Origin of the sequence: Marinobacter sp. M-5 (genome assembly GCF_032911545.1) — a bacterium.
In the GTDB taxonomy this organism is placed as follows: domain Bacteria; phylum Pseudomonadota; class Gammaproteobacteria; order Pseudomonadales; family Oleiphilaceae; genus Marinobacter; species Marinobacter goseongensis.
In genome coordinates this window covers 1-22475 of record NZ_JAWJEK010000004.1, presented here as the reverse complement: position 1 = coordinate 22475, position 22475 = coordinate 1, and the positions used below count along the sequence as shown (strand labels likewise).

Genomic DNA, 22475 nt, shown 5'->3' with positions numbered 1-22475 from the left:
TAATTAAAGGTCTTCAGGAACCCCTGAGATAGCATCAGCTACTCAGCCTTACTCTTACCGTTCTGACAAGCAACGATAAAAGACACCCGCTCGGGACATCAGGACTTGGGTCGTTTTGCACCGTACTTGGAGCGGCCCTGCTTACGGTTCTGTACACCCTGGGTGTCCAGTGTTCCGCGAACAGTGTGATAGCGCACACCCGGAAGGTCTTTTACTCGACCGCCACGGATCAGCACAACACTGTGCTCCTGAAGGTTGTGACCTTCACCACCAATGTATGAGGAAACCTCGAAGCCGTTGGTCAGACGAACACGGCACACTTTACGCAGTGCTGAGTTCGGCTTCTTCGGCGTTGTAGTGTATACACGAGTGCACACACCACGGCGCTGAGGACAAGCCTGGAGAGCAGGAACATCGCTCTTGGCTACCTTGCGCTTACGAGGCTTACGCACCAACTGATTAATCGTTGCCATGTAAGCAAACTCCAAAAAACCGTATCAATGAAACTTGCCCCCAGAAGCTGGGGGCAAAATTTAAGGGACGCAAGTTTAAGCCTGCGCCCCTGCACAGTCAAGATGACTGATCTCTTTTTAACCACCCGCGGCATAGGTAACTACCGGCGGTTGGTGCTCACCCAACTCAGCTTTCGCGGTTGAGTTCGGCGCTCAGAGCTTCTTCCACATCGGCTGCAGTCACGCCCTGCTCTTCCAGGTCACGCTTGCGGCGACGCGCGCTGTGATAAGCCAGACCGGTACCCGCAGGAATCAGTCGACCAACCACAACGTTTTCTTTCAGGCCCCGCAGGTAGTCGCGCTTGCCAGTAACGGCACCTTCGGTGAGTACCCGGGTGGTTTCCTGGAACGATGCCGCCGAAATGAACGACTCGGTTGCCAGGGACGCCTTGGTAATACCCAACAACAGGCGCTCGAACCGTGCCGGCTCCTTGTCTGCGGTGTTGGCCTTCTCGTTTTCTTCCAGAACCTGGGTAATCTCTACCTGGTCACCGGACAGCAGCGTGGTATCACCCGGATCGCTGATTTCCACTTTACGCAGCATTTGACGAACGATAACTTCGATGTGTTTATCGTTGATGACAACGCCCTGCAGACGGTAAACGTCCTGGATTTCGTTGGTGATGTACTTGGCCAGCTCGACCACGCCCAGCAGACGCAGAATGTCGTGCGGGTTGGACGGACCGTCGGAAATCACCTCACCCTTCTCAACCGTTTCGCCTTCGAACACGTTCATCTGGCGATGCTTCGGGATCAGAACCTCATAGGCGTCCGCATCTTTCGGTGTAATCACCAGACGCTTCTTGCCTTTGGTTTCCTTACCGAAGGAGACGGTACCGCTGATCTCCGCCAGGATGGACGACTCTTTCGGACGACGTGCCTCGAACAGGTCGGCAACACGGGGCAGACCACCAGTGATGTCGCGGGTCTTCGAGCTTTCCTGCGGAATACGCGCTACCACATCACCAAGCTCGACGTTTGCACCGTTTGCCATGGTGACCAGGGCATTAGCCGGCAGGAAGAAGATCGCCGTGCCGCCAGCAGGCAGCTCGACATCGTCGCCCTTCGCGTCCAACAGCTGAATGGCAGGACGGATGTCCTTGCCGGCCGCCGGCCGCTCTTTGGAGTCGATCACTTCCATCGTGGACAGGCCGGTCAGCTCGTCAGTCTGGGTGCGGACGGTGATGCCCTGATCCATGTTGACGAACTTCGCGGTACCACTGGCTTCGGCGATGATCGGGTGCGTGTGGGGATCCCACTTGGCAACCACGACACCCGCTTCCACCGCGTCACCGTGCTTGACGGACAGCACCGCACCGTATGGCAGCTTGTACCACTCGCGCTCACGACCCTGATCATCGGCAACAGCCAGTGCAGAGGAGCGGGAGATGACCACCAGGGAACCGTCGGTCTTCTCGATGGACTTCAGGTTGTGCAGGCGGACAGTACCACCGTGCTTGACCTGAATGTTGTCCACCGCAGAGGCCCGGCTGGCAGCACCACCAATGTGGAAGGTACGCATGGTGAGCTGGGTACCCGGCTCGCCGATGGACTGGGCCGCGATAACCCCGACGGCCTCACCCACGTTGACTCGGTGGCCACGGGCCAGATCCCGGCCGTAACACTTGGAACAGATGCCGTGGCGGGTCTCACAGGTGATCGCGGAGCGCACCCAGACTTCATCGACACCGGCACGCTCCAGTGTTTCGACCGTCTTCTCGTCGAGCAACGTGCCGGACTCAACAACGGCGTTGTCTTTGTCGGTCGGGGTAAAGGCGGCACGCGCCGTTACACGACCCAGCACGCGATCGCCCAGCGGCACAACCACGTCGCCGCCTTCGATGTGCGGCGTCATCAGCAGGCCTTCGTCGGTACCACAGTCTTCCTCGGTCACGACCAGATCCTGGGACACGTCAACCAGACGACGGGTCAGGTAACCGGAGTTCGCGGTCTTCAGTGCGGTATCCGCCAGACCTTTACGAGCACCGTGGGTGGAGATGAAGTACTGGAGTACGTTCAGACCCTCACGGAAGTTCGCAGTAATCGGCGTTTCAATGATGGAGCCATCCGGCTTGGCCATCAGGCCACGCATACCGGCGAGCTGACGAATCTGGGCCGCGGAACCCCGGGCGCCGGAATCAGCCATCATGTACACGGAGTTGAACGACTCCTGCATCTCGTATTCGCCGTCCTCACCCTTGACCGGCTTGCCATCAGGACCAATCACCTGCTCTTTTGACAGGCGCTCCATCATGGCTTTGGAGACCTTGTCGTTGGCACGGGACCAGATGTCGATAACCTTGTTGTACTTCTCGCCCTGAGTCAGCAGACCGGACGCATACTGGGTTTCGATATCCTTCACTTCGTCCGAGGCAGCATCCACCAGCTCGTACTTCTCCGGCGGGATCTCGAAATCGTTGAAACCGATAGAGATGCCGGAAACCGTGGCGTAGTGATACCCCATGTACATCAGCTGATCCGCAAAGATCACGGTGTCTTTCAGACCGGCATCACGGTAGCAGGTGTTGATCAGGTTGGAGATCGCCTTCTTGACCATCGGCTTGTTGACCAGGTCAAACGACAGACCGTCCGGCACGATATCAAACAGCAGCGCGCGGCCAACCGTGGTGTCGACAATCTTGTACGCCTCGGTGCGCTCGCCACTCTCGTGGATGGTTACTTCCTTCACGCGCACCTTGACGATGGCCTGAAGATCCACCTTGCCGGCGCCATAAGCACGATGCGCCTCTTTGACATCCGCAAACACCATGCCTTCACCGAGGGCGCTCTTGCGCTCACGGGTCATGTAGTACAGACCCAGGACCACGTCCTGGGACGGCACGATGATGGGCTCGCCGTTGGCGGGCGACAGCACGTTGTTGGTGGACATCATCAAAGCACGGGCTTCGAGCTGGGCTTCCAGGGTCAGCGGTACGTGGACCGCCATCTGGTCACCGTCAAAGTCGGCGTTGTACGCCGCACACACCAGCGGGTGCAGCTGGATGGCCTTGCCTTCGATCAGTACCGGCTCGAAGGCCTGAATACCGAGACGGTGCAGCGTCGGCGCCCGGTTCAACATGATCGGGTGCTCACGAATGACTTCGTCCAGGATATCCCAGACCACGCCTTCCTCGCGCTCGACCATCTTCTTGGCCGCCTTGATCGTGGTCGCCAGACCGCGATGCTCCAGCTTGGAGAAAATAAACGGCTTGAACAGCTCCAGCGCCATCTTCTTGGGCAGACCGCACTGATGCAGGCGCAGGTAAGGCCCGACCACGATGACCGAACGGCCGGAGTAGTCGACCCGCTTACCCAGCAGGTTCTGACGGAATCGACCCTGCTTACCCTTGATCATGTCAGCCAGGGACTTCAGCGGGCGCTTGTTGGTACCGGTGATGGCACGACCGCGACGGCCGTTGTCCAGCAGCGCGTCTACAGCTTCCTGCAGCATGCGCTTCTCGTTGCGCACGATGATGTCCGGGGCATTCAGCTCCAGCAGGCGCTTGAGACGGTTGTTGCGGTTGATCACCCGACGGTACAGATCGTTCAGATCCGAGGTGGCAAAGCGACCACCGTCCAGCGGAACCAGCGGACGCAGATCTGGCGGCAGAACCGGCAGTACGGTCATCACCATGTCGCCCGGCTTGTTGCCGGAGTACAGGAAAGCCTCAAGAATCTTCAGACGCTTGCTGAATTTCTTGATCTTGGTTTCCGAGTTGGTCTGCGGAATTTCTTCACGCAGCGAATCCACTTCGGCCTGCAGATCGATGCCTTCAAGAAGCTCTTTGACCGCTTCGGCACCCATGCGGGCGTCGAACTCGTCACCGAACTCTTCCAGAGCCTCATAGTACTGTTCGTCGTTCAGCAACTGACCCTTTTCGAGGGTGGTCATGCCCGGGTCGATCACAATGAACGACTCAAAATACAACACCCGCTCGATATCGCGCAGTGTCATGTCGAGCATCAGACCGATACGGGACGGCAGCGACTTGAGGAACCAGATGTGCGCCACCGGGCTCGCCAGTTCAATGTGGCCCATGCGCTCACGGCGCACGCTGGCCAGCGCGACTTCGACGCCGCACTTTTCACAGATTACACCGCGATGCTTCAGGCGCTTGTACTTGCCGCACAGGCATTCGTAGTCCTTGATCGGGCCAAAAATCTTGGCGCAGAACAGACCGTCGCGCTCAGGCTTGAAGGTACGGTAGTTGATAGTCTCAGGCTTTTTGACTTCGCCAAAAGACCATGACCGAATCATGTCGGGAGATGCCAGCCCGATACGGATGGCATCAAATTCCTTGCTTTGATTCTGGCTCTTGAGAAGATTCAGCAAATCTTTCATCAGTAAAAGCTCCGGATGGCGTTATTCTCGGGCGGGCGCCCGTAGGGCGACCCGCTCACGCTGCCAAAAACAATTCGGCTCAGTCGGATTCCAGCTCGATGTCGATACCCAGCGAGCGGATTTCCTTGACAAGAACGTTGAAGGATTCGGGCATGCCCGGCTCCATGCGATGATCGCCATCGACAATGTTCTTGTACATCTTGGTCCGACCGTTTACATCATCAGACTTGACGGTAAGCATTTCCTGCAGCGTATACGCCGCACCGTAGGCTTCCAGAGCCCACACTTCCATCTCACCGAAGCGCTGACCACCGAACTGCGCCTTACCACCCAGCGGCTGCTGGGTAACCAGGCTGTACGAACCGGTGGAACGAGCGTGCATCTTGTCGTCGATCAGGTGGTTCAGCTTGAGAATGTACATATAGCCAACGGTGACCGGACGATCAAATGCATCGCCGGTGCGGCCATCGTACAACTTGGTCTGCCCCGTGGTGTTCAGGCCAGCCAGCTCAAGCATGCGCTTCACCTCGGCTTCCTTGGCACCGTCGAATACCGGCGTTGCCATGGGTACGCCGGAGCGAAGATTGCCAGCCAGATCCAGGATTTCCTTATCGGTAAACGAGTCCAGATCCACCTTGGTGACTTCGTCAGAGTGGTTGTAGATCTCGTCCAGCAGCTTGCGCAACTCAGCGACCTTGCGCTGCTCATCCAGCATCTGGCTGATCCGCTCACCCAGACCCTTGGCTGCAGCACCCAGATGGGTCTCCAGTACCTGACCAACGTTCATCCGCGACGGAACACCCAGCGGGTTCAGCACGATATCCACGGTGGTACCGTTGTCGTCGTAAGGCATATCCTCAATCGGCATGACCGCCGAGATAACACCCTTGTTACCATGACGACCGGCCATCTTGTCACCCGGCTGGATACGACGCTTGATCGCGAGGTAAACCTTGACGATCTTGAGAACGCCCGGAGCCAGGTCATCGCCCTGCTGAAGCTTGCCTTTCTTGTCATCAAAGCGCGCTTCGTGCTCTTTCTTGCGATCTTCAAGACCCTGCTCGGATTTCTCAAGCAGCTCGTTCAGGCTTTCGTCTTTCATGCGAAGCTTGAACCAGTCAGCCTTCGGCAGCTCGGCCAGATAGCTTTCGTCCAGCTTGGCGCCTTTCTTCAGTCCCGGACCGCTGATCACCTCCTGCCCGTTCAGGGCATTGGTCAGACGCTCATAGGTGGCACCTTCGACGATACGGTACTCGTCTTTGAGGTCCTTACGGTACTGATCCAGCTGCTCTTTCTCGATGGCCTGGGCGCGCTGATCCTTCTCGATACCGTCACGGGTAAAGACTTGTACGTCAATGACCGTTCCGCGGGTGCCGGTCGGCACGCGGGAGGATGTGTCTTTCACATCCGACGCTTTTTCACCGAAGATCGCACGCAGCAGCTTCTCTTCCGGTGTCAGCTGGGTTTCGCCTTTCGGCGTTACCTTGCCCACCAGAATGTCGCCGGGGCCCACTTCGGCACCGATGTAGACAATACCGGACTCATCCAGCTTGGACAGCGCACTCTCACCAACGTTCGGAATATCTGCGGTGATTTCTTCGCTGCCGAGCTTGGTGTCCCGAGCCACACAGGTCAGTTCCTGAATGTGGATGGTGGTCAGGCGATCTTCCTGAACCACTTTCTCGGAGATGAGAATGGAGTCTTCAAAGTTGTAACCGTTCCACGGCATGAAGGCGATACGCATGTTCTGGCCAAGGGCCAGCTCACCGAGATCCACCGACGGACCGTCAGCCAGAACGTCACCACGGGCGACCGTATCATCCTGGCGCACAATTGAACGCTGGTTGATACAGGTGTTCTGGTTCGACCGGGTGTACTTGGTGAGGTTGTAGATATCCACACCAGCATCACCGGCCTCGGTTTCCGCGTCATTAACACGCACAACCACCCTGGCCGCATCGACACTTTCAATCACACCACCACGACGAGCAGTCACACAGACGCCGGAGTCCTGGGCCACGGTCCGCTCAACACCGGTACCGACCAACGGCACCTGTGATCGCAGGGTAGGCACCGCCTGACGCTGCATGTTCGAACCCATCAGGGCGCGGTTGGCGTCGTCGTGCTCAAGGAACGGAATCAGCGATGCCGCAACCGAAACAACCTGGCGCGGCGACACGTCCATAAAGTTAACGTTTTCTGGCGGCGTCACCGTAAACTCGTTCTGATGGCGAACCGTTACCAGCTCGTCAGTCAGACGCTTGTTATCGTCCATGGCCGCGCTGGCCTGGGCGATAATGTAATTGCTTTCCTCAATCGCCGACAGGTAGACCACGTCGTCAGTGACCAGACCGTCGATCACCTTCCGGTACGGGCTCTCAAGGAAGCCGTAGGAATTGGACCGGGCATAGGTCGCCAGCGAGTTGATCAAACCAATGTTCGGGCCTTCCGGCGTCTCGATCGGGCATACACGGCCATAGTGGGTCGGGTGCACGTCACGGACTTCGAAGCCGGCACGCTCACGGGTCAGACCGCCAGGCCCAAGAGCCGAAATGCGGCGCTTGTGAGTGACCTCGGACAGCGGGTTGTTCTGGTCCATAAACTGGGACAGCTGGCTGGAACCGAAGAATTCCTTCACCGCCGCCGCAACCGGCTTGGCGTTGATCAGATCCTGCGGCATCAGGCCTTCGCTCTCGGCCAGACTCAGACGCTCACGAACAGCACGCTCAACCCGAACCAGTCCAACACGGAACTGGTTTTCTGCCATCTCGCCGACACAGCGGACACGACGGTTACCCAGGTTATCGATGTCGTCGACCTGACCCTGACCATTACGGATATCGATCAGCGTTTTGAGGACGTCGATAATGTCGTCATGGGTCAGCGTACCTTCGCCGGTGCTTTCTTCGCGACGCAGACGACGGTTCAGCTTCATGCGACCGACCGCAGACAGATCGTAACGCTCCTCGGAGAAGAACAGGTTGTTGAACAGGTTCTCCGCAGATTCTTTCGTTGGCGGCTCACCCGGGCGCATCATGCGATAGATTTCCACCAGCGCCTCCAACGGAGTGCGGGTGGGATCAATGCGCAGGGTGTCGGACATGAACGGTCCGCAGTCCAGATCGTTGGTGTACAGAGTTTCAATCTCGGTAACACCGGAATCCAGGATCTTGGTGACGATCTCTTCCGTCAGCTCACTGTTGGCCTCGACCAGCACTTCCCCGGACTTGGTGTCGATCATGTCCCGGGCCAGAACGCGGCCGTACAGGTATTCGGTCGGCACTTCCAGTTCGTTGATCTTGGCTTTTTCGAGCTGCTTAATGTGACGAGCAGTGATCCGGCGGCCTTCTTCAACGATCAGCTCGCCTTTGCCGTCCTTGATATCGAAGGTAGCGATGTCACCACGCAGCCGGCTGGGAACCAGCTCCAGCTTGCACACTTCGGCGCCAACCGCGAACTTACTGGTCTCGAAAAACATCTCCAGCATCTGCTCGGAGGTGTATCCCAGCGCGCGCAAAAGAATGGACGCCGGCAGTTTCCGACGACGGTCGATACGAACGAACACGCTGTCCTTCGGATCGAACTCGAAATCCAGCCAGGAGCCACGGTAAGGAATCACCCGAGCCGAATACAGCAGCTTGCCGGATGAGTGGGTCTTGCCCTTGTCGTGGTCGAAGAACACACCAGGTGAACGGTGGAGCTGGGAGACGATTACTCGCTCGGTACCGTTAATAACAAAGGTACCGTTCTCCGTCATCAGGGGCATTTCGCCCATGTAGACTTCCTGCTCTTTGATGTCCTTGATCGCCTTGTTGGACGATTCCTTATCGTAAATGATAAGGCGGACTTTAACGCGCAGCGGTGCTGCGTAGGTTACGCCCCTAAGCTGGCATTCCTTGACATCAAATACCGGCTCACCGATACGGTAACTCACGTATTCGAGCGCGGCGTTGCCAGAGTAACTGACAATCGGGAATACGGATTTGAATGCTGCGTGAAGACCGGTTTCCCGGCGATCTTCAGGTGCGGCTTCCATTTGGAGGAAGTCCCGGAACGAATCCAGCTGAATAGACAGCAAATAGGGGACGTCCATCACGGAAGGCAATTTACTAAAATCTTTGCGAATCCGCTTTTTCTCAGTGTAGGAGTAAGTCATCTGCATTCCCCAGCTTTAGACCTGATACCTGGTATCAAGAAGCAACCATTGTTCTGCTTCGGGGCCGAATTGCTCGGCATACTGCGCCGTCTTGAACAAGACTCTGGCTGTAGGTTATAGAAACTGACATCAACCTGTAATTGCACACCAGACTCTATAGCATATACAACAGAAAAAGGCCGGTGGCATAAAGCCACCAGCCTACCCGTGCTCAGCGCACGGTTTCGATCAACAGCCGACTCTTACTTAAGCTCAACAGAAGCGCCTGCTTCCTCAAGCTTCTTCTTGGCTTCTTCAGCGTCAGCTTTGCTCGCAGCTTCCTTGATGGTAGAAGGAGCACCGTCAACCATTTCTTTCGCTTCTTTCAGACCCAGGCCAGTCAGTTCACGAACGGCCTTGATAACGTTTACTTTCTTCTCACCAGGACCGGTAAGAACAACGTCGAATTCGGTCTGCTCTTCAGCAGCTTCACCGGCAGCAGCAGCTGCAGGAGCAGCGGCAACGGCGGCAGCCGCAGATACGCCGAACTTCTCTTCCATTGCTTCAACCAGCGCAACAACGTCCATTACGCTCATTTCTGCAATTGCGTTCAAAATGTCTTCGTTAGACAGAGCCATGACTTTCTCCCAAAAATATAAAAAATGGTGTTCAACAGAATCAAGCAGCTTCTTGCTTCTGGTCGCGAACTGCCGCTACAGCACGAGTCACTTTCGAAGGAACTTCGTTCAGTGTACGTGCCAGCTTGGTGATCGGTGCCTGTGTTACAGCAGCCAGCATTGTCAACGCTTCGTGACGCGTTGGCAGCTTGGCAAGGCGATCAATCTGGTCTGCACCCATCAGCTCACCGCCGACGGCCAGGCCTTTGATCTCAAATGCCTCTTTCTCTTTGGCAAAATCCTTCAGCAGGCGCGCAGCCGCTCCCGGATCTTCCATTGAGAATGCCAGAATGGTCGGGCCAACCAGAACTTCATCAATGCACTCGAACTCGGTGCCACGAATCGCGATCTTTGCCAGGTTGTTACGAACAACCTTCAGACGCACGTTTTCGGCACGAGCCTTGGCACGAAGAGCCGTCATGTCACCAGAGGTCACACCACGGTAGTCAGCCAGAACCACAGACAGAGCACCACCGGCAGTCTCGTTGACTTCAGCGACGATCGCTTTCTTGTCTTCGAGTCTAATTGCCACTGGATTTCTCCTCGATTTCGCCGGGGGTATTCCCGGCAAACCCATCATTGCCCTTGCGGGCGCCTTAACGGTGTTTGGGTTCAGAGAGAACGTCTTCACACCGTCTGCGCAGGCGTTGCTTTAACCCTTTCGGCCAGATGACCTCAGGGGCCTGCGGTCTTTGACAGCCTTGGCTTCCGCCCAGACTACAAAGTAACTACCGCTCAGAGGATCAGATGTTCAGACCGCTCTGATCGATAGTCAGACCAGGACCCATCGTTGACGAAACGGTGATCTTTTTGAGATACACACCTTTCGCCGATGACGGCTTGGCCTTTTTCAGATCTGCCACGAGCGCTTCAAGGTTTTCCTTGATGTTCTCGGCAGAGAATTCAACATTACCCAGCGGCGCGTGGATGATGCCGTTCTTGTCAGTACGGTACCGAACCTGACCCGCCTTGGCGTTCTTGACCGCAGTCTCAACGTCCGGGGTCACGGTACCGACTTTCGGGTTCGGCATCAGGCCGCGGGGACCGAGAATCTGGCCCAGCTGACCAACAACACGCATGGCGTCCGGCGTGGCGATGACCACGTCAAAATCCATGTTGCCTTTTTTCACTTCGTCAGCCAGGTCATCCATACCGACGATGTCAGCGCCGGCGGCAGTCGCTTTCTCGGCGTTAGCGCCCTGGGTGAATACCGCCACACGCACGGTCTTGCCAGTGCCGTGGGGAAGTACGGTGCTGCTACGAACAACCTGGTCGGATTTACGTGCATCCACGCCCAGGTTGACGGCAACGTCTACGGATTCTTGGAACTTGACGCTCTGGCCCAACTCGACCAGCAGGGCAACCGCTTCGTCTACAGAGTAGGCACGGGTGGCATCAACTTTTTCACGAATAAGCTTCTGACGCTTGCTCAGCTTTGCCATCTTACAGGCCCTCCACATTCAGGCCCATACTGCGGGCTGTTCCTGCAATGGTACGAACCGCTGCATCCATATCGGCTGCAGTGAGATCCGGCTCTTTGGTTTTGGCAATCTCTTCGAGCTGCTCACGGGTCACGGTACCGACTTTATCGGTGTTCGGACGACCGGAACCGCTCTTGATGCCAGCTGCCTTCTTCAGCAGAACCGGTGCAGGCGGAGTCTTGGTGATAAAGGTGAAGCTGCGATCACTGTAAACAGTGATGACCGTAGGAATCGGCAGCCCCGGCTCCATGTCCTGGGTCTGGGCGTTGAACGCCTTGCAGAATTCCATGATATTTACGCCGCGCTGACCCAGTGCAGGACCAACGGGGGGGCTCGGGTTGGCCTTACCGGCAGCAACCTGAAGCTTGATGTACGCTTCGATCTTCTTTGCCATGATAAATCTCCTGTGGGTTCAAGCGCCTTTCGGCTCCCCGGTTTTTACAACTGCCAAAAGCAGACACAAAAAGCCCGCGTCGCCTAAGCGCGCGAGCTCTCAGCTCTCGGTTTGCGACCTAGTCTTTCTCGACCTGTCCAAACTCCAGCTCTACCGGAGTTGAACGACCGAAAATCAGAACCGCAACCTTGACCCGACTCTTGTCGTAGTCGACCTCTTCTACCACACCGTTGAAGTCCGCAAACGGGCCTTCAACCACACGAACCACTTCACCCGGCTCGAACAACGTCTTGGGCTTGGGCTTGTCCGCACCGCTCTCAACGCGGCGCAGAATGGCCTCGGCCTCACGCTCAGTGATCGGCGCAGGCTTGTCCTTGGTGCCGCCAATAAAACCAAGCACCCTGGGCGTATTCTTCACCAGGTGCCAGGTAGCGTCCTCCAGATCCATCTGAACAAGCACATAACCGGGATAGAACTTGCGCTCGCTCTTACGCTTTTTGCCATCACGCATTTCGACAACTTCTTCGGTCGGAACCAGAATCTCACCGAAGCTGTCTTCCATGCCCTCAAGAGCAATGCGCTCTTTCAGAGTGCGCATTACGTGCTTTTCGAAGCCAGAATACGCATGAACGACGTACCAGCGCTTAGCCATTGCCCACTCCTGTTAACCGATAAATCCGGCGACCAGCAAGCTGATCAGCGAATCCATTCCCCACAACAACAGCGCCACGACCAATACAAACACCACCACAATAACGGTGGTCTGAATCAGCTCGGGCCTCGTGGGCCATACGACCTTCCGGATCTCAACACGTGCTTCCTTGAGCAGCGCCGCAAAGCGACGGCCACGGTCAGTCTGCAGCGCAACGAAAGCCGCCACCAACGCAAGAGCCACGAGAGCCAGAACACGATACAGCAGTGACTCGGCATTAAAATACTGATTTCCCACCACACCGATGGCAATCAGAACGAAAACAACCAGCCACTTCACAGTATCGAAACGGCTGGTCGACTGAACGGCTTTTGACTCCATAGGAATCAGCTTATGTATCCGGATGTTAAAAAATGGCAGGCCAGGAGGGAATCGAACCCCCAACCTGCGGTTTTGGAGACCGCTGCTCTGCCAATTGAGCTACTGGCCTGCACCGAAACAACTCAGCGCAACACAAAGAGTAACCCGAAAGTTACTCGATGATCTTGGAGACCACGCCGGCACCAACGGTACGGCCACCTTCGCGAATCGCGAAGCGCAGACCATCTTCCATGGCGATCGGAGCGATCAGGGTAACACTCATCTTGACGTTGTCACCCGGCATTACCATTTCCACACCTTCCGGCAGTTCGCAAGAACCGGTTACGTCGGTGGTACGGAAGTAGAACTGCGGACGGTAGCCCTTGAAGAACGGAGTATGACGGCCGCCTTCTTCTTTGGACAGTACGTACACTTCACACTCGAACTTGGTGTGCGGCTTGATGGTTCCCGGCTTGCACAAAACCTGACCACGCTCAACGTCGTCACGCTTGGTACCACGCAGCAGAACACCTACGTTCTCACCGGCACGACCTTCGTCCAGCAGCTTGCGGAACATCTCAACGCCGGTGCAGGTCGTTTTGACGGTATCCTTGATACCAACAATCTCGATCTCTTCACCAACTTTTACAACACCACGCTCAACACGACCGGTCACAACAGTACCACGACCCGAGATGGAGAATACGTCCTCGATCGGCATCAGGAACGGCTGATCGATAGCACGCTCCGGCTCAGGGATGTAGTCGTCCAGGGCCTCTACCAGCTTCTTCACAGCGGTAGTACCCATTTCGTTGTCGTCTTTGCCTTCCAGCGCCATCAGCGCAGAACCGGTGATGATCGGAGTGTCGTCACCCGGGAAGTCGTACTGGCTCAGCAGATCACGAACTTCCATCTCAACCAGCTCCAGCAGCTCTTCATCGTCTACCATGTCCGCTTTGTTCAGGAACACAACGATGAAAGGAACGCCTACCTGACGAGACAGCAGGATGTGCTCACGAGTCTGCGGCATGGGGCCGTCAGCTGCGGAACACACCAGAATCGCGCCGTCCATCTGCGCCGCACCAGTGATCATGTTCTTCACATAGTCAGCGTGGCCCGGGCAGTCTACGTGGGCGTAGTGGCGAGTCGGTGAATCGTACTCAACGTGAGAGGTCGCGATGGTGATACCACGCGCACGCTCTTCCGGTGCGTTATCGATCTGGTCGAACGCACGGCTCTCGCCGGTGCCCCATACTTCGTGACATACACGGGTCAGGGCTGCGGTCAGAGTGGTTTTACCATGGTCTACGTGACCGATGGTGCCCACGTTCAAGTGCGGCTTACTACGTTCAAACTTAGACTTAGACATTCGACCAATCTCCCTAATCAACCTGGATCGTAACGTTGACCGGACAAATAGTGGAGCTCATGACCGGAATTGAACCGGTGACCTCATCCTTACCAAGGATGTGCTCTACCGACTGAGCTACATGAGCATTTCAAAAACCAAATTGGAGCGGGCAGCGGGAATCGAACCCGCGTCATCAGCTTGGAAGGCTGAGGTAATAGCCACTATACGATGCCCGCGAGCAATTAGTGGTGGAGGGGGCAGGATTCGAACCTGCGAAGGCGATGCCGTCAGATTTACAGTCTGATCCCTTTGGCCACTCGGGAACCCCTCCGAGTCGAACCCGCTTACGCGAATCCGGCAAAACTTAAGTGGAGCTGGCGGACGGAATCGAACCCCCGACCTGCTGATTACAAGTCAGCTGCTCTACCAACTGAGCTACGCCAGCTCACATTCGCCTCGTCAGCGAGGGCGGTATACTACGGATTTTTATCTGGCGTTGCAACACCTTCACAGCGCCCGATTTCGACTAGATCGAAATTCCTCTGATAATCCGATTCTGCCGCCCGGACCGCCTCAGAACCCTGAAGTGGACCGGCTTCAAAAACGAGGGCGTAGCTTATCTGATTTCGGGGGAAGATGGCCAGTATTGCATTGAGATTCTGACGCTTTTTTTCCTCCAGCACGGAAATTGCGGAGGTTCTGGACTCGAACAAGCCCAGGGAGATGGCGAAACGGTTCTCCCCTTCGGTGACCAGGTAGGAATCAATGCCCCGCCGCTGGATCGCACGGAACTCCGCCCGGGCCAGTTCCGGGGACTGGGGCGGGATCAACACCCAGTGCAGGGGTGCCAGCTCCCGCTCCTGACGCTCAACGACCGGGTCGCTTCCGTCAAGACTCAATGCCTGACCCGCTGCGCGTGCATCCTCCTCGCTGTCGAACCAGCCAATTCGCGCACAGTACATGTCAGGCACTGGCGGCGCGCCCAGCGCCACCGGCTCCGTCGATGGGTCAGGGTCCGCCGGTACGGCGGCCTGTTCAGGCTCGCCGACCGTTTTCAGTGTCGATACCCGCGGCAGGGTTCCCTCGCCGAGGGGGACCGGCGGAGCCCCGGCCGGGACCGGCGATGTCGCGGAATACCACACGGCAACGTTGACCAGCACCAACAGAAACGCAAACCACTTCATGAGGCGGCCTGCTCCTCAGCATCAATGGCAGCAAGCCCCGCTAGCACCAGATCCCCGGCCAGATCTCCCTGCAAGCCAGCGGCCTGAATGCCGGCCGCATCGCCGCCGGTGACCAGAATGGTGTTGATGCCGTTGGTGTCGCAGTCCCGGTGAATCCGGGAGGCCATGGCCTGCCACAGCCAAAACAAGCCGTGATGTACACACTCGGTGGTGGACGCACCGGGATCGCCGGCGCTGACCTCATGGTCCTCGAAGCCGATTCTGGCGGCGTCGTTCTTGAGGCTGCGCAGCATCATTCCGCGACCCGGCAGGATATAGCCGCCCAGATGCTGGCCGCGGTCGTTGACGTAATCGACGGTGACGGCACTACCGGCGTCGATGACAGCGAAACCGCTGGCCAGGTCTTTCCAGGCACCGTACATGCCATGCCAACGGTCGGCTCCCATTCGGCCCGGAGTGGCGTACGCATTAACCAGTCCGTCACGCTCGGCCTCAGCCCAGTAGAACTGTGGCGGCACCGCAAGATGACGGGCCAGCACTTGCGCCAGCTCACTGCGCTTTTGCTCGGACACTACCGTGGATACGGCAACACCGCTGATTGATGAATCCAGGCTGGCAAGATCATCAAACAATGCCGGGCCTAATTCACCGACACCCTGGCGCACGATCGCGTCGCCGTTGCGCAACTGCCATTTCACCCGGGTATTCCCGGCATCCACCAGCAACCTCACGAGGCTACCCGCAGGCTGATTTCCCCGGCACGAACCGGTACCACCGTCTGATCGGTCTGCAGCAGGTAATTTCCGGACTCATCGATGCCCCGCCCCAGGCCGGAGAGGTTGCCCTGACTTGCCGACAACCACTGATCGGCAAAGATATCCCGCGCCTGCCACCGTGTGCGGAAAGTTCCGAAGCCCTCCGCGGCAAACTGATCGGCGGCCGAAATCAAGGAAGCGATGAGACGGGACGAGAGGTCGTTACGGGACCACCGCCCCTCTGGCGCGGCAATTGAAAGACTGTCCCACGCCTGATCTACCGCTCCCGCCTGCCGCATGTGCACGTTGAGACCGATGCCGGCGACAACCTGAACGACCCCTTCCTCCAGCTCACCCTGCAACTCAACGAGTATGCCCGCGATTTTGCCGCGCCCAAGAAACAGATCGTTGGGCCACTTGAGCCCCACCTGCGCTACTCCGGCGGCCTCCAGCGCCTCTGCGACCGCTACCCCGAGCACCAGGCTCAGACCATCCAGCATGGAAAAGCCACCACGGAAGGTCAGACCGAGGCTCAGATAGAGATTCTCGCCCCTCGGACTTTGCCAGGCACGCCCCCGACGTCCGCGGCCCGCCGTCTGGAAATCCGCAATACAGACCGGAATGATGGCCGAGCCGGAGCCCGGGCGAAGCCGGACGACTTCGGCGTTGGTGGAATCCACCTCATCGAGAACATCCAGCTGTACACGGCGCCGTGTCGACTCAGGCATCTCTTTGAGGATCGCTTCACGATCGAGCAGATCCACAGGGGTGGTCAGCCGATAGCCCTTCCCCCGGATGGTGTCGATATCATAGCCCTCCTCGATCGCCCGTTTGACCTGCTTCCAGATCGCGGTGCGACTGATACAGAGACTGGAGGCAAGGGATTCCCCGGAATGCACCTTGCCATCCGCCAATAGACCTATCAGAGCTCGGGATTTCATGGGATAACGCCTGAATGTTGAAAGAACCAGAGCGGGATTAAACAACAGGAGAACAGAAAAGACAAAGCGGGGCAGCCACGAGCGGGACCACCCTGCCGACCTGAAGGGCCTGACGCGAGCTCAGGGGATAGGCGTCGCAGTCAGGTTGGCCTTGATATCAAAATTCTGCATCTTGACGCCATAAACGACTGTTTGCGCGCCGCCAACCGGGTGCACAAGGTCAATGTTGTTGATGGACAACTCCTTGAACCGGCTCTGCGCACGAACGGCAAAGCCCAGTGGCCGGTTTTCCAGATCGGCGTCTGAGGGTGCCGATTCGTAACGGTACCCGGCCGCGGCTGAGGCATCCATAATTTTCTCATCACCCCGCGCGCCGGACACCCCGAGAGAATCGGGGCCATCCGTCTTTTTAACGACTCTGGTCTGGTACACATCCACTGACAGATCGGTACGAATCCCGAACGTGTTGTCGTCCACCCCGTCATTATCGAAGTCACCGCCGTCACTGGTGTAGATGTCATTCAGCTCGAGCCGGGTTCCGGTTCCGTTGACCGGCCGCCCGTCACTACCCAGCTGCCGGTTGGTTTCCCAGGCAAAGGAATTTTTCCGGTTTTCATCCGCGGCGCGGGCGAGGATCTGCTTCAGTTTGATGGTCACACCTTCTTCGCCACGGCGCTCCCAGATACCACCGGATGCGCTGCAGGCATCTGCAGTTGCCCCGGTGCCGCCGGCGCACACATCACCGGCACCTCCGGGCATGATCGTCATACTGCTCCCCGCCTCATACTTCTGGGCAATGAACCGGCCGAAGCTTGCGCCGGAGAGCTTGTCCCCCAATCGAAGATTACCCACATCCATCGTGCTCCAGCTTTCCGCTGTGACCATGGCCAGCCCCTCTTCCGTCACGTCAACGGTCATATCCCGGATATGGGCGTCAAAGCTCAGGTCGGTCAGCCATACCCCCTTCTGGGGCATTTCGCCAGCACCGTCATCATACGGGCCGGCAATCAACGCCGCGCGTCCGTTACGGATCCGGATATCGGAATTGATGGTAATACCGTCACCGCTGGCGCCTCCGGCCCCGAGAGTGACATGGCCATTCAGGGTAAAGTCATACGCCGGGTAAAACCCCAGCGCCAGCAACAACTCGGTGCCACCCTGCAGTGGCGCATCGTCGTCACCGACCCGGAGCCCGTTGATCCGGTATCCCGCTTCAATGCCCTCAAATCCGATACGCAGGCCATCGAAAAAGCGCGTGCCGTTCCGCACCTCGTCCTTGGTGACATTGATCGTCACATCACCCCGGCCCCAGGATTGCAAACCACTGAAGATCACCCTGTTGCCATCTTCGGTATAACTGAGATCCGCAAGACGCAAACTCCATTCGGTGGCCAGACGCAGGCCTTGCTCACCGGCGTCAGGGTGGCCACCACCCTGCAGGTAGATGGCGTTGGTGTAGTTGCGCCCGTTGAACACCTGGTCCTCCAGAAGGAAACTCACATTGACAGCACCCAGGCTGCGCCCGCTGGCCCCCAGCTCCACGGCACCAATATTGAACTCGCCGTCGGCCGAACCAAGCGTGAGACCTAGCGCGGACCGGCCGTGCCAGTCGTCGGTAACGTCCAGACGAAGATCCTCGATCCGGTAGTGTCCGGTGATATCCCGCAGCGCCAGCGCGTTGCCGTCATCCACATACAGGAAGTGCGCACTGTTGATGGTGGCCTCATGATCGATCCGCAAGCCCTGCCCCTGCCGCCCGCCACTACGGAGCGAGGTGCGGCTGCTGAGATCGAATGCGCCACTGAGGCCGCCGTAGCTGGGCAGCTCCAAGCCGGTGGTGACATCCCGGCTGTTACCGTGGTTGAGCGGATTGTTGCTGTAGCGAATAGCGCCCACAGCAAAGGAACCGGTCACCCGGGGCGCATCCAGCTCGAGCGCGCTGCCGACCACGTCCAGGGTGACCCCCAACGCCTCGACATCGAGCGTGATGTCGTCCAGAAACACTTCATTGCCATTGGTGCGGTACCCGAGGCGGCCACCGGTCATGGTATACGCGGAATCAAAGGTATAGCCGGCACCACCCATTGCGCCTCCGGGGCGGATGGTCAGACTGCCGGCCAGTGTGTGATCGAAGAACAAACCGCCCATGCTGAGGCCCGGCGCACCGGCAAGGCGAATGTCACCAAACTCGATTCTCCGGTCCTCCACCAGATAACCCAGATTCAGTGCGGCATCGTCACGGATGTCGACCTTGACCAGATGAAAAGCCTGGCCGTCCGGATCGGTTGCCGAACCCACCCGAAACCCCTCAAGATGAATACCTTCGCCGTCGTCGAAATAGGACAAGCGGTCCGCTGTCATCTGCAGATCCATTTCCAGGGTAAGACCGCTCTGGCCACTGATATCAGACAAGACGCTGTCATCCAGGCGCTGCATATCGGCGACGACAGGCGCAGCCTGCAGCACTGCCCACCCAGCCAGCGCCAGGCCTCCGGTGATCCGGTAACGTTCAGTCATTTTGATCTCCTACGGATTGCCTTCGGGGAACACGAGCAAGTTGCCTTCCATGATCACGTCGCCCCGCATCTGCACCGAAAAGATGTCGGTTTGCTGAAACCCCGGATCGGTAGGGCGAGGCGTACTGCTGGCCGCGATCTTGAAGCGGACATCGTTGAAACGGACCACGTCCGGTAGGCCCAGCTCCAGCACATCCCGATCAAACAATTCGCCATCGCCTCCGAAACCGGAATCGATGGTTCGGACCCGCAATGTCAGCCCTTCGAAGGCAAAATTTCCGCGGATGTCGTCGAGTACCATCCAGCCACCGTTTTCTTTAAGCTGATAGGCGAAGCGGGCGCCGCATTTTTTGTTAGCCTCCTCACAGCGACCGAAATAGCTGTTGTCCACGGGACCACCCAGTTCGTTAATACTGATGTCACCGGACAGGTAGATACCCCCCTGGCCCGACACAGCCGACAGACTCTGGTCGTCCAGGCGGGTCATCTCGGCGCTGGCTGCGGACACCAGCACAACGCCACAGGCCGCCAGGATCTGCTGAGAAAGCCTCTTGGCAATCATGGCGCCAGGTCCCTCGTCCGAATTTCCAGGTGCTGTATCAACATGCCCTCCACCCGCGCAGAGCCGAAATCCCGATCGCCGACACTGAAGTTGCCGATGAACAGATTGCTGCGGTACTCGGGATTGGTGTAGTAATCCTCATAGAAATCCCAGGCTTCAGGATTACTGCTCGCCCGCTGCCCGTCAGCTCCGATCTCTCCGAACCCTGGCCGACGGATTGACGCCACCTCAATGACGAAATTACCGGTACCGTCTACATCAAAGAACACCGGCTGGAGTTCGTTACCGATGGCCAGCTCCAGAATAAAATCCCGGAGCAGAATACGGGAACCACACTCACTGCCATCCAACTCGCAGGCATTGATCGACACTTCCGGCGAGTAGAAATTCAGCCTGAACTGGCCGACCATCTGGCGCCGTTCGTTATCGCCCCACAGCCGCAGATAGCTGCCGTCAATCACGGCGCTGGCAGCGTGGATATTGATGTTTGCAGAGCGGTCCTCGCCCACGGCAAGGTTCATTTGCAGGCCGATGTCCGGGCGTTCACCTACGAAGTCGTCGCTTTTTGGCCGGCTGGCACAGGTACCTGAACCGGTCACCGCGTTGGAGCTCAGGCAGTCATAACCCTGCCCCGGATTCACCAACGCCGGAGCCGCGAATTCGAGAACGGCCTTGTCCGGCACGCCGATGGCATTACCGTCCACCACATCGATGCGGTAGGGGTTGATCAGCCGACCAAGGTTCACCGGACTGAGATTCTGACCGTAGTCGCTGCCACTGCCAGAGATATAGAGGTGGTTGACCGTAATATCCACGTCGCGGCCATCCGTGCTCTTGATGCCACCGATCCGGAAGATCCGCGCCTGCTCTCCATCAGGCCCCGGCTGATCCGTGCCGTGGGAAAATTTGAAGTCCTCCAGCACGACACCAATGCCCGCCCCCTCGATATCAGACAGCTCAGCCTCACTCAGACCCCGGAGCTCCGTATGGGCAAGGGATGAACACATCAACGCCGACACGAAGGCCACGGCCAACGGACCTGGGCCACCAAACGTCTTCACTGTCTTGAAGGCGGCCATCAGAACAGACCCTTACCACGGTCGATGTACTCGGTGCGGTAACGGACCGTGCCGTTCAGCGCCTCCGCCAGGTTGACCTCGACGGCGCCATTGGGGATATTGAAAAACGCGCCGGAGGTTGCGCGGATAAAATCCTCCGGTGTCGCGCTGGTGTTCTTCACATCGGTCAGCCATTCAAGGTCTTTGGTCTGAAACGAAATGAAAGCGCCGGTCTTCGGAGCAACAATACGACGCCCCCCGCTGCCGTCGCTTTCTAGCTCACCCACCGGGAAACTGCTGTACTGGTCCAGGGAAAAGCAGGCTTCAATACCCAGCACCTCGCAATCCCGGGCAACCACCACCACATCGCAGGAACCGAAAAGAAACCCGGAGCAATTGGTGGTGTACAGCTCGGAACTGAGCGTGGGTGAAATGAAATCGATGATCCCCGCAACGGCGCCGTTGACATCTTCCAGAACGAACGATTCCCCGTTGGGCACGCCCACGAATTCCGCTCTTATCGGATCAAGCTCTCCGGCGTTCGGTGCATCGGGGCCCTGGACCAGTTGCGCCTTGGTGATCAGCGGACTGCCACCGGCCAATACAGGCGTCAACAGCTGAACCAGTTGGTCGAAAAAACCACCGGTGCTGTTTTCCGCTTCCCGTAGCCCCTGACCGGTATCGATAATGTCGATATTCACGTTGCCGGTAAGGCTCTGAATACTGCCCGACAACACACCCATGGCTTCACCAAACCCGAGCCGGACACCGACTACTTCGTTGGTGGCCTCGTCAAAAGCGAACTCAAAAAATGGGTCGATGATCTGGAAAGGCACGATTTCCCCCTCATCGTAGAGACTACCATCGGACTTGACCTGACGGGCAGCCTTGGGGTTTTTATCGAAGTACGCCTGATTATTGATGTAGCCAAGGGCGAAGTCTTCGATCAATACGTCCGAAGAACCGGGTCGCTCGCCTTCACGCTCATAACGACCGAGCTCGAGCACATCAACATTGGTCTGAACGTCGATCTCCATACCCAGGTTGATGCGGGTGTACGACGTTGTATTGGCGGGGTCGGGATGATAATCCCGGTCAACGGAAAGAAAAGCCTGACCGGTCACTTCGGACATAGCTTCTTCCGAAATGGGGCGCAACTCAGCACATACTCCCGAGGCCAGTACCGACAGGAGCACAAACGATGACATTTTTTGACTCATGGCCACATCTCACGACGGCCGCATTGTTGATCTTGTGCGGCGGATTAAAAGATGACTGATGAGCGTCTCTGAGTCTGGCTCTTATCGTGTTTTGGCCAGTTTGTGTACAGAAGTTTATCTTTGTTTACACAATGTCACTGTGCGCGGCGTCATAGAATGACAACGTTCGGTGCATTTCTTTGAGGCAATAAAAAACCCCAGCATCAAAGATACTGGGGTTTGGGTATTAAGAGCCTGACGATGACCTACTCTCACATGGGCGAACCACACTACCATCGGCGCTGGTCTGTTTCACTTCTGAGTTCGGGATGGGATCAGGTGGTTCCAGACCGCTA

17 protein-coding genes, 5 tRNA genes and 1 rRNA gene are annotated in these 22475 nt (G+C 57.5%); all 23 read right to left on the bottom strand.

The features are described 5' to 3' along the window. Positions 1-98 precede the first annotated feature (98 nt). Positions 99-473, bottom strand: coding sequence for a 30S ribosomal protein S12 (rpsL, locus tag R0125_RS15375; RefSeq protein WP_012139854.1), 375 nt, complete (start codon positions 471-473; stop codon positions 99-101). A gap of 166 nt (positions 474-639) precedes the next feature. Continuing rightward, positions 640-4854, bottom strand: a complete 4215-nt coding sequence (gene rpoC, locus R0125_RS15370; protein WP_248183651.1) for a DNA-directed RNA polymerase subunit beta' — start codon at positions 4852-4854, stop codon at positions 640-642. A gap of 79 nt (positions 4855-4933) precedes the next feature. Next, positions 4934-9010 (bottom strand): DNA-directed RNA polymerase subunit beta, encoded by a 4077-nt coding sequence (gene rpoB, locus R0125_RS15365; protein ID WP_317238734.1) that lies wholly within the window; start codon positions 9008-9010, stop codon positions 4934-4936. A gap of 242 nt (positions 9011-9252) precedes the next feature. Further along, a complete protein-coding gene (gene rplL / locus R0125_RS15360; RefSeq protein WP_213478402.1) occupies positions 9253-9627 on the bottom strand; it encodes a 50S ribosomal protein L7/L12 in 375 nt (124 codons plus the stop codon). Between the two features lie 40 nt (positions 9628-9667). After that, positions 9668-10198 carry a 50S ribosomal protein L10 gene (rplJ, locus tag R0125_RS15355; RefSeq protein WP_248183648.1) on the bottom strand — a complete coding sequence of 177 codons (531 nt, stop codon included), beginning with the start codon at positions 10196-10198 and terminating at the stop codon, positions 9668-9670. A 211-nt stretch (positions 10199-10409) separates the two neighbouring features. Next, a complete protein-coding gene (rplA, locus tag R0125_RS15350; protein WP_248183647.1) occupies positions 10410-11108 on the bottom strand; it encodes a 50S ribosomal protein L1 in 699 nt (232 codons plus the stop codon). Between the two features lies 1 nt (position 11109). After that, positions 11110-11541 carry a 50S ribosomal protein L11 gene (gene rplK / locus R0125_RS15345; RefSeq protein ID WP_012139849.1) on the bottom strand — a complete coding sequence of 144 codons (432 nt, stop codon included), beginning with the start codon at positions 11539-11541 and terminating at the stop codon, positions 11110-11112. A 118-nt stretch (positions 11542-11659) separates the two neighbouring features. Beyond that, entirely contained in the window at positions 11660-12193 is a 534-nt protein-coding gene (gene nusG, locus R0125_RS15340) for a transcription termination/antitermination protein NusG (RefSeq protein ID WP_248183646.1), read from the bottom strand. Between the two features lie 12 nt (positions 12194-12205). Then, positions 12206-12574, bottom strand: a complete 369-nt coding sequence (gene secE / locus R0125_RS15335; protein ID WP_317238733.1) for a preprotein translocase subunit SecE — start codon at positions 12572-12574, stop codon at positions 12206-12208. 33 nt (positions 12575-12607) lie between these two features. Beyond that, positions 12608-12683: transfer RNA gene (locus R0125_RS15330), tRNA-Trp, on the bottom strand. 42 nt (positions 12684-12725) lie between these two features. After that, on the bottom strand, positions 12726-13922 hold the full coding sequence (gene tuf / locus R0125_RS15325) for an elongation factor Tu (RefSeq protein ID WP_248183643.1): 1197 nt from the start codon (positions 13920-13922) through the stop codon (positions 12726-12728). Between the two features lie 51 nt (positions 13923-13973). Next, positions 13974-14049: transfer RNA gene (locus tag R0125_RS15320), tRNA-Thr, on the bottom strand. A gap of 16 nt (positions 14050-14065) precedes the next feature. After that, positions 14066-14140 (bottom strand) — tRNA-Gly (locus R0125_RS15315). A gap of 10 nt (positions 14141-14150) precedes the next feature. Continuing rightward, positions 14151-14235 (bottom strand) — tRNA-Tyr (locus R0125_RS15310). Positions 14236-14273: 38 nt separating this feature from the next. Then, positions 14274-14349: transfer RNA gene (locus R0125_RS15305), tRNA-Thr, on the bottom strand. A gap of 31 nt (positions 14350-14380) precedes the next feature. After that, positions 14381-15088, bottom strand: coding sequence for a hypothetical protein (locus R0125_RS15300; RefSeq protein ID WP_317238732.1), 708 nt, complete (start codon positions 15086-15088; stop codon positions 14381-14383). After that, entirely contained in the window at positions 15085-15819 is a 735-nt protein-coding gene (locus R0125_RS15295; RefSeq protein ID WP_248183641.1) for a type III pantothenate kinase, read from the bottom strand. Before R0125_RS15295 ends, R0125_RS15300 begins: the two co-directional genes overlap by 4 nt. Beyond that, positions 15816-16784 (bottom strand): biotin--[acetyl-CoA-carboxylase] ligase, encoded by a 969-nt coding sequence (locus tag R0125_RS15290; RefSeq protein ID WP_248183640.1) that lies wholly within the window; start codon positions 16782-16784, stop codon positions 15816-15818. Before R0125_RS15290 ends, R0125_RS15295 begins: the two co-directional genes overlap by 4 nt. Before the next feature lie 120 nt (positions 16785-16904). Beyond that, complete coding sequence (locus R0125_RS15285; RefSeq protein WP_317238731.1) at positions 16905-19301, bottom strand: DUF6160 family protein; 2397 nt, start codon at positions 19299-19301, stop codon at positions 16905-16907. A 9-nt stretch (positions 19302-19310) separates the two neighbouring features. Next, the gene (locus R0125_RS15280) at positions 19311-19862 is read right to left on the bottom strand and encodes a DUF6160 family protein (RefSeq protein WP_410797713.1); all 552 of its coding nucleotides are present in this window, start codon (positions 19860-19862) and stop codon (positions 19311-19313) included. Continuing rightward, positions 19859-20941: a hypothetical protein gene (locus R0125_RS15275; RefSeq protein ID WP_317238730.1), complete on the bottom strand. Its 1083-nt coding sequence runs from the start codon at positions 20939-20941 to the stop codon at positions 19859-19861. Before R0125_RS15275 ends, R0125_RS15280 begins: the two co-directional genes overlap by 4 nt. Continuing rightward, positions 20941-22053, bottom strand: coding sequence for a hypothetical protein (locus R0125_RS15270; RefSeq protein WP_317238729.1), 1113 nt, complete (start codon positions 22051-22053; stop codon positions 20941-20943). The genes R0125_RS15275 and R0125_RS15270 overlap by 1 nt, the downstream gene beginning before the upstream one ends. Before the next feature lie 319 nt (positions 22054-22372). Next, positions 22373-22475: ribosomal RNA gene (gene rrf, locus R0125_RS15265) — 5S ribosomal RNA — on the bottom strand; the annotation flags it as partial.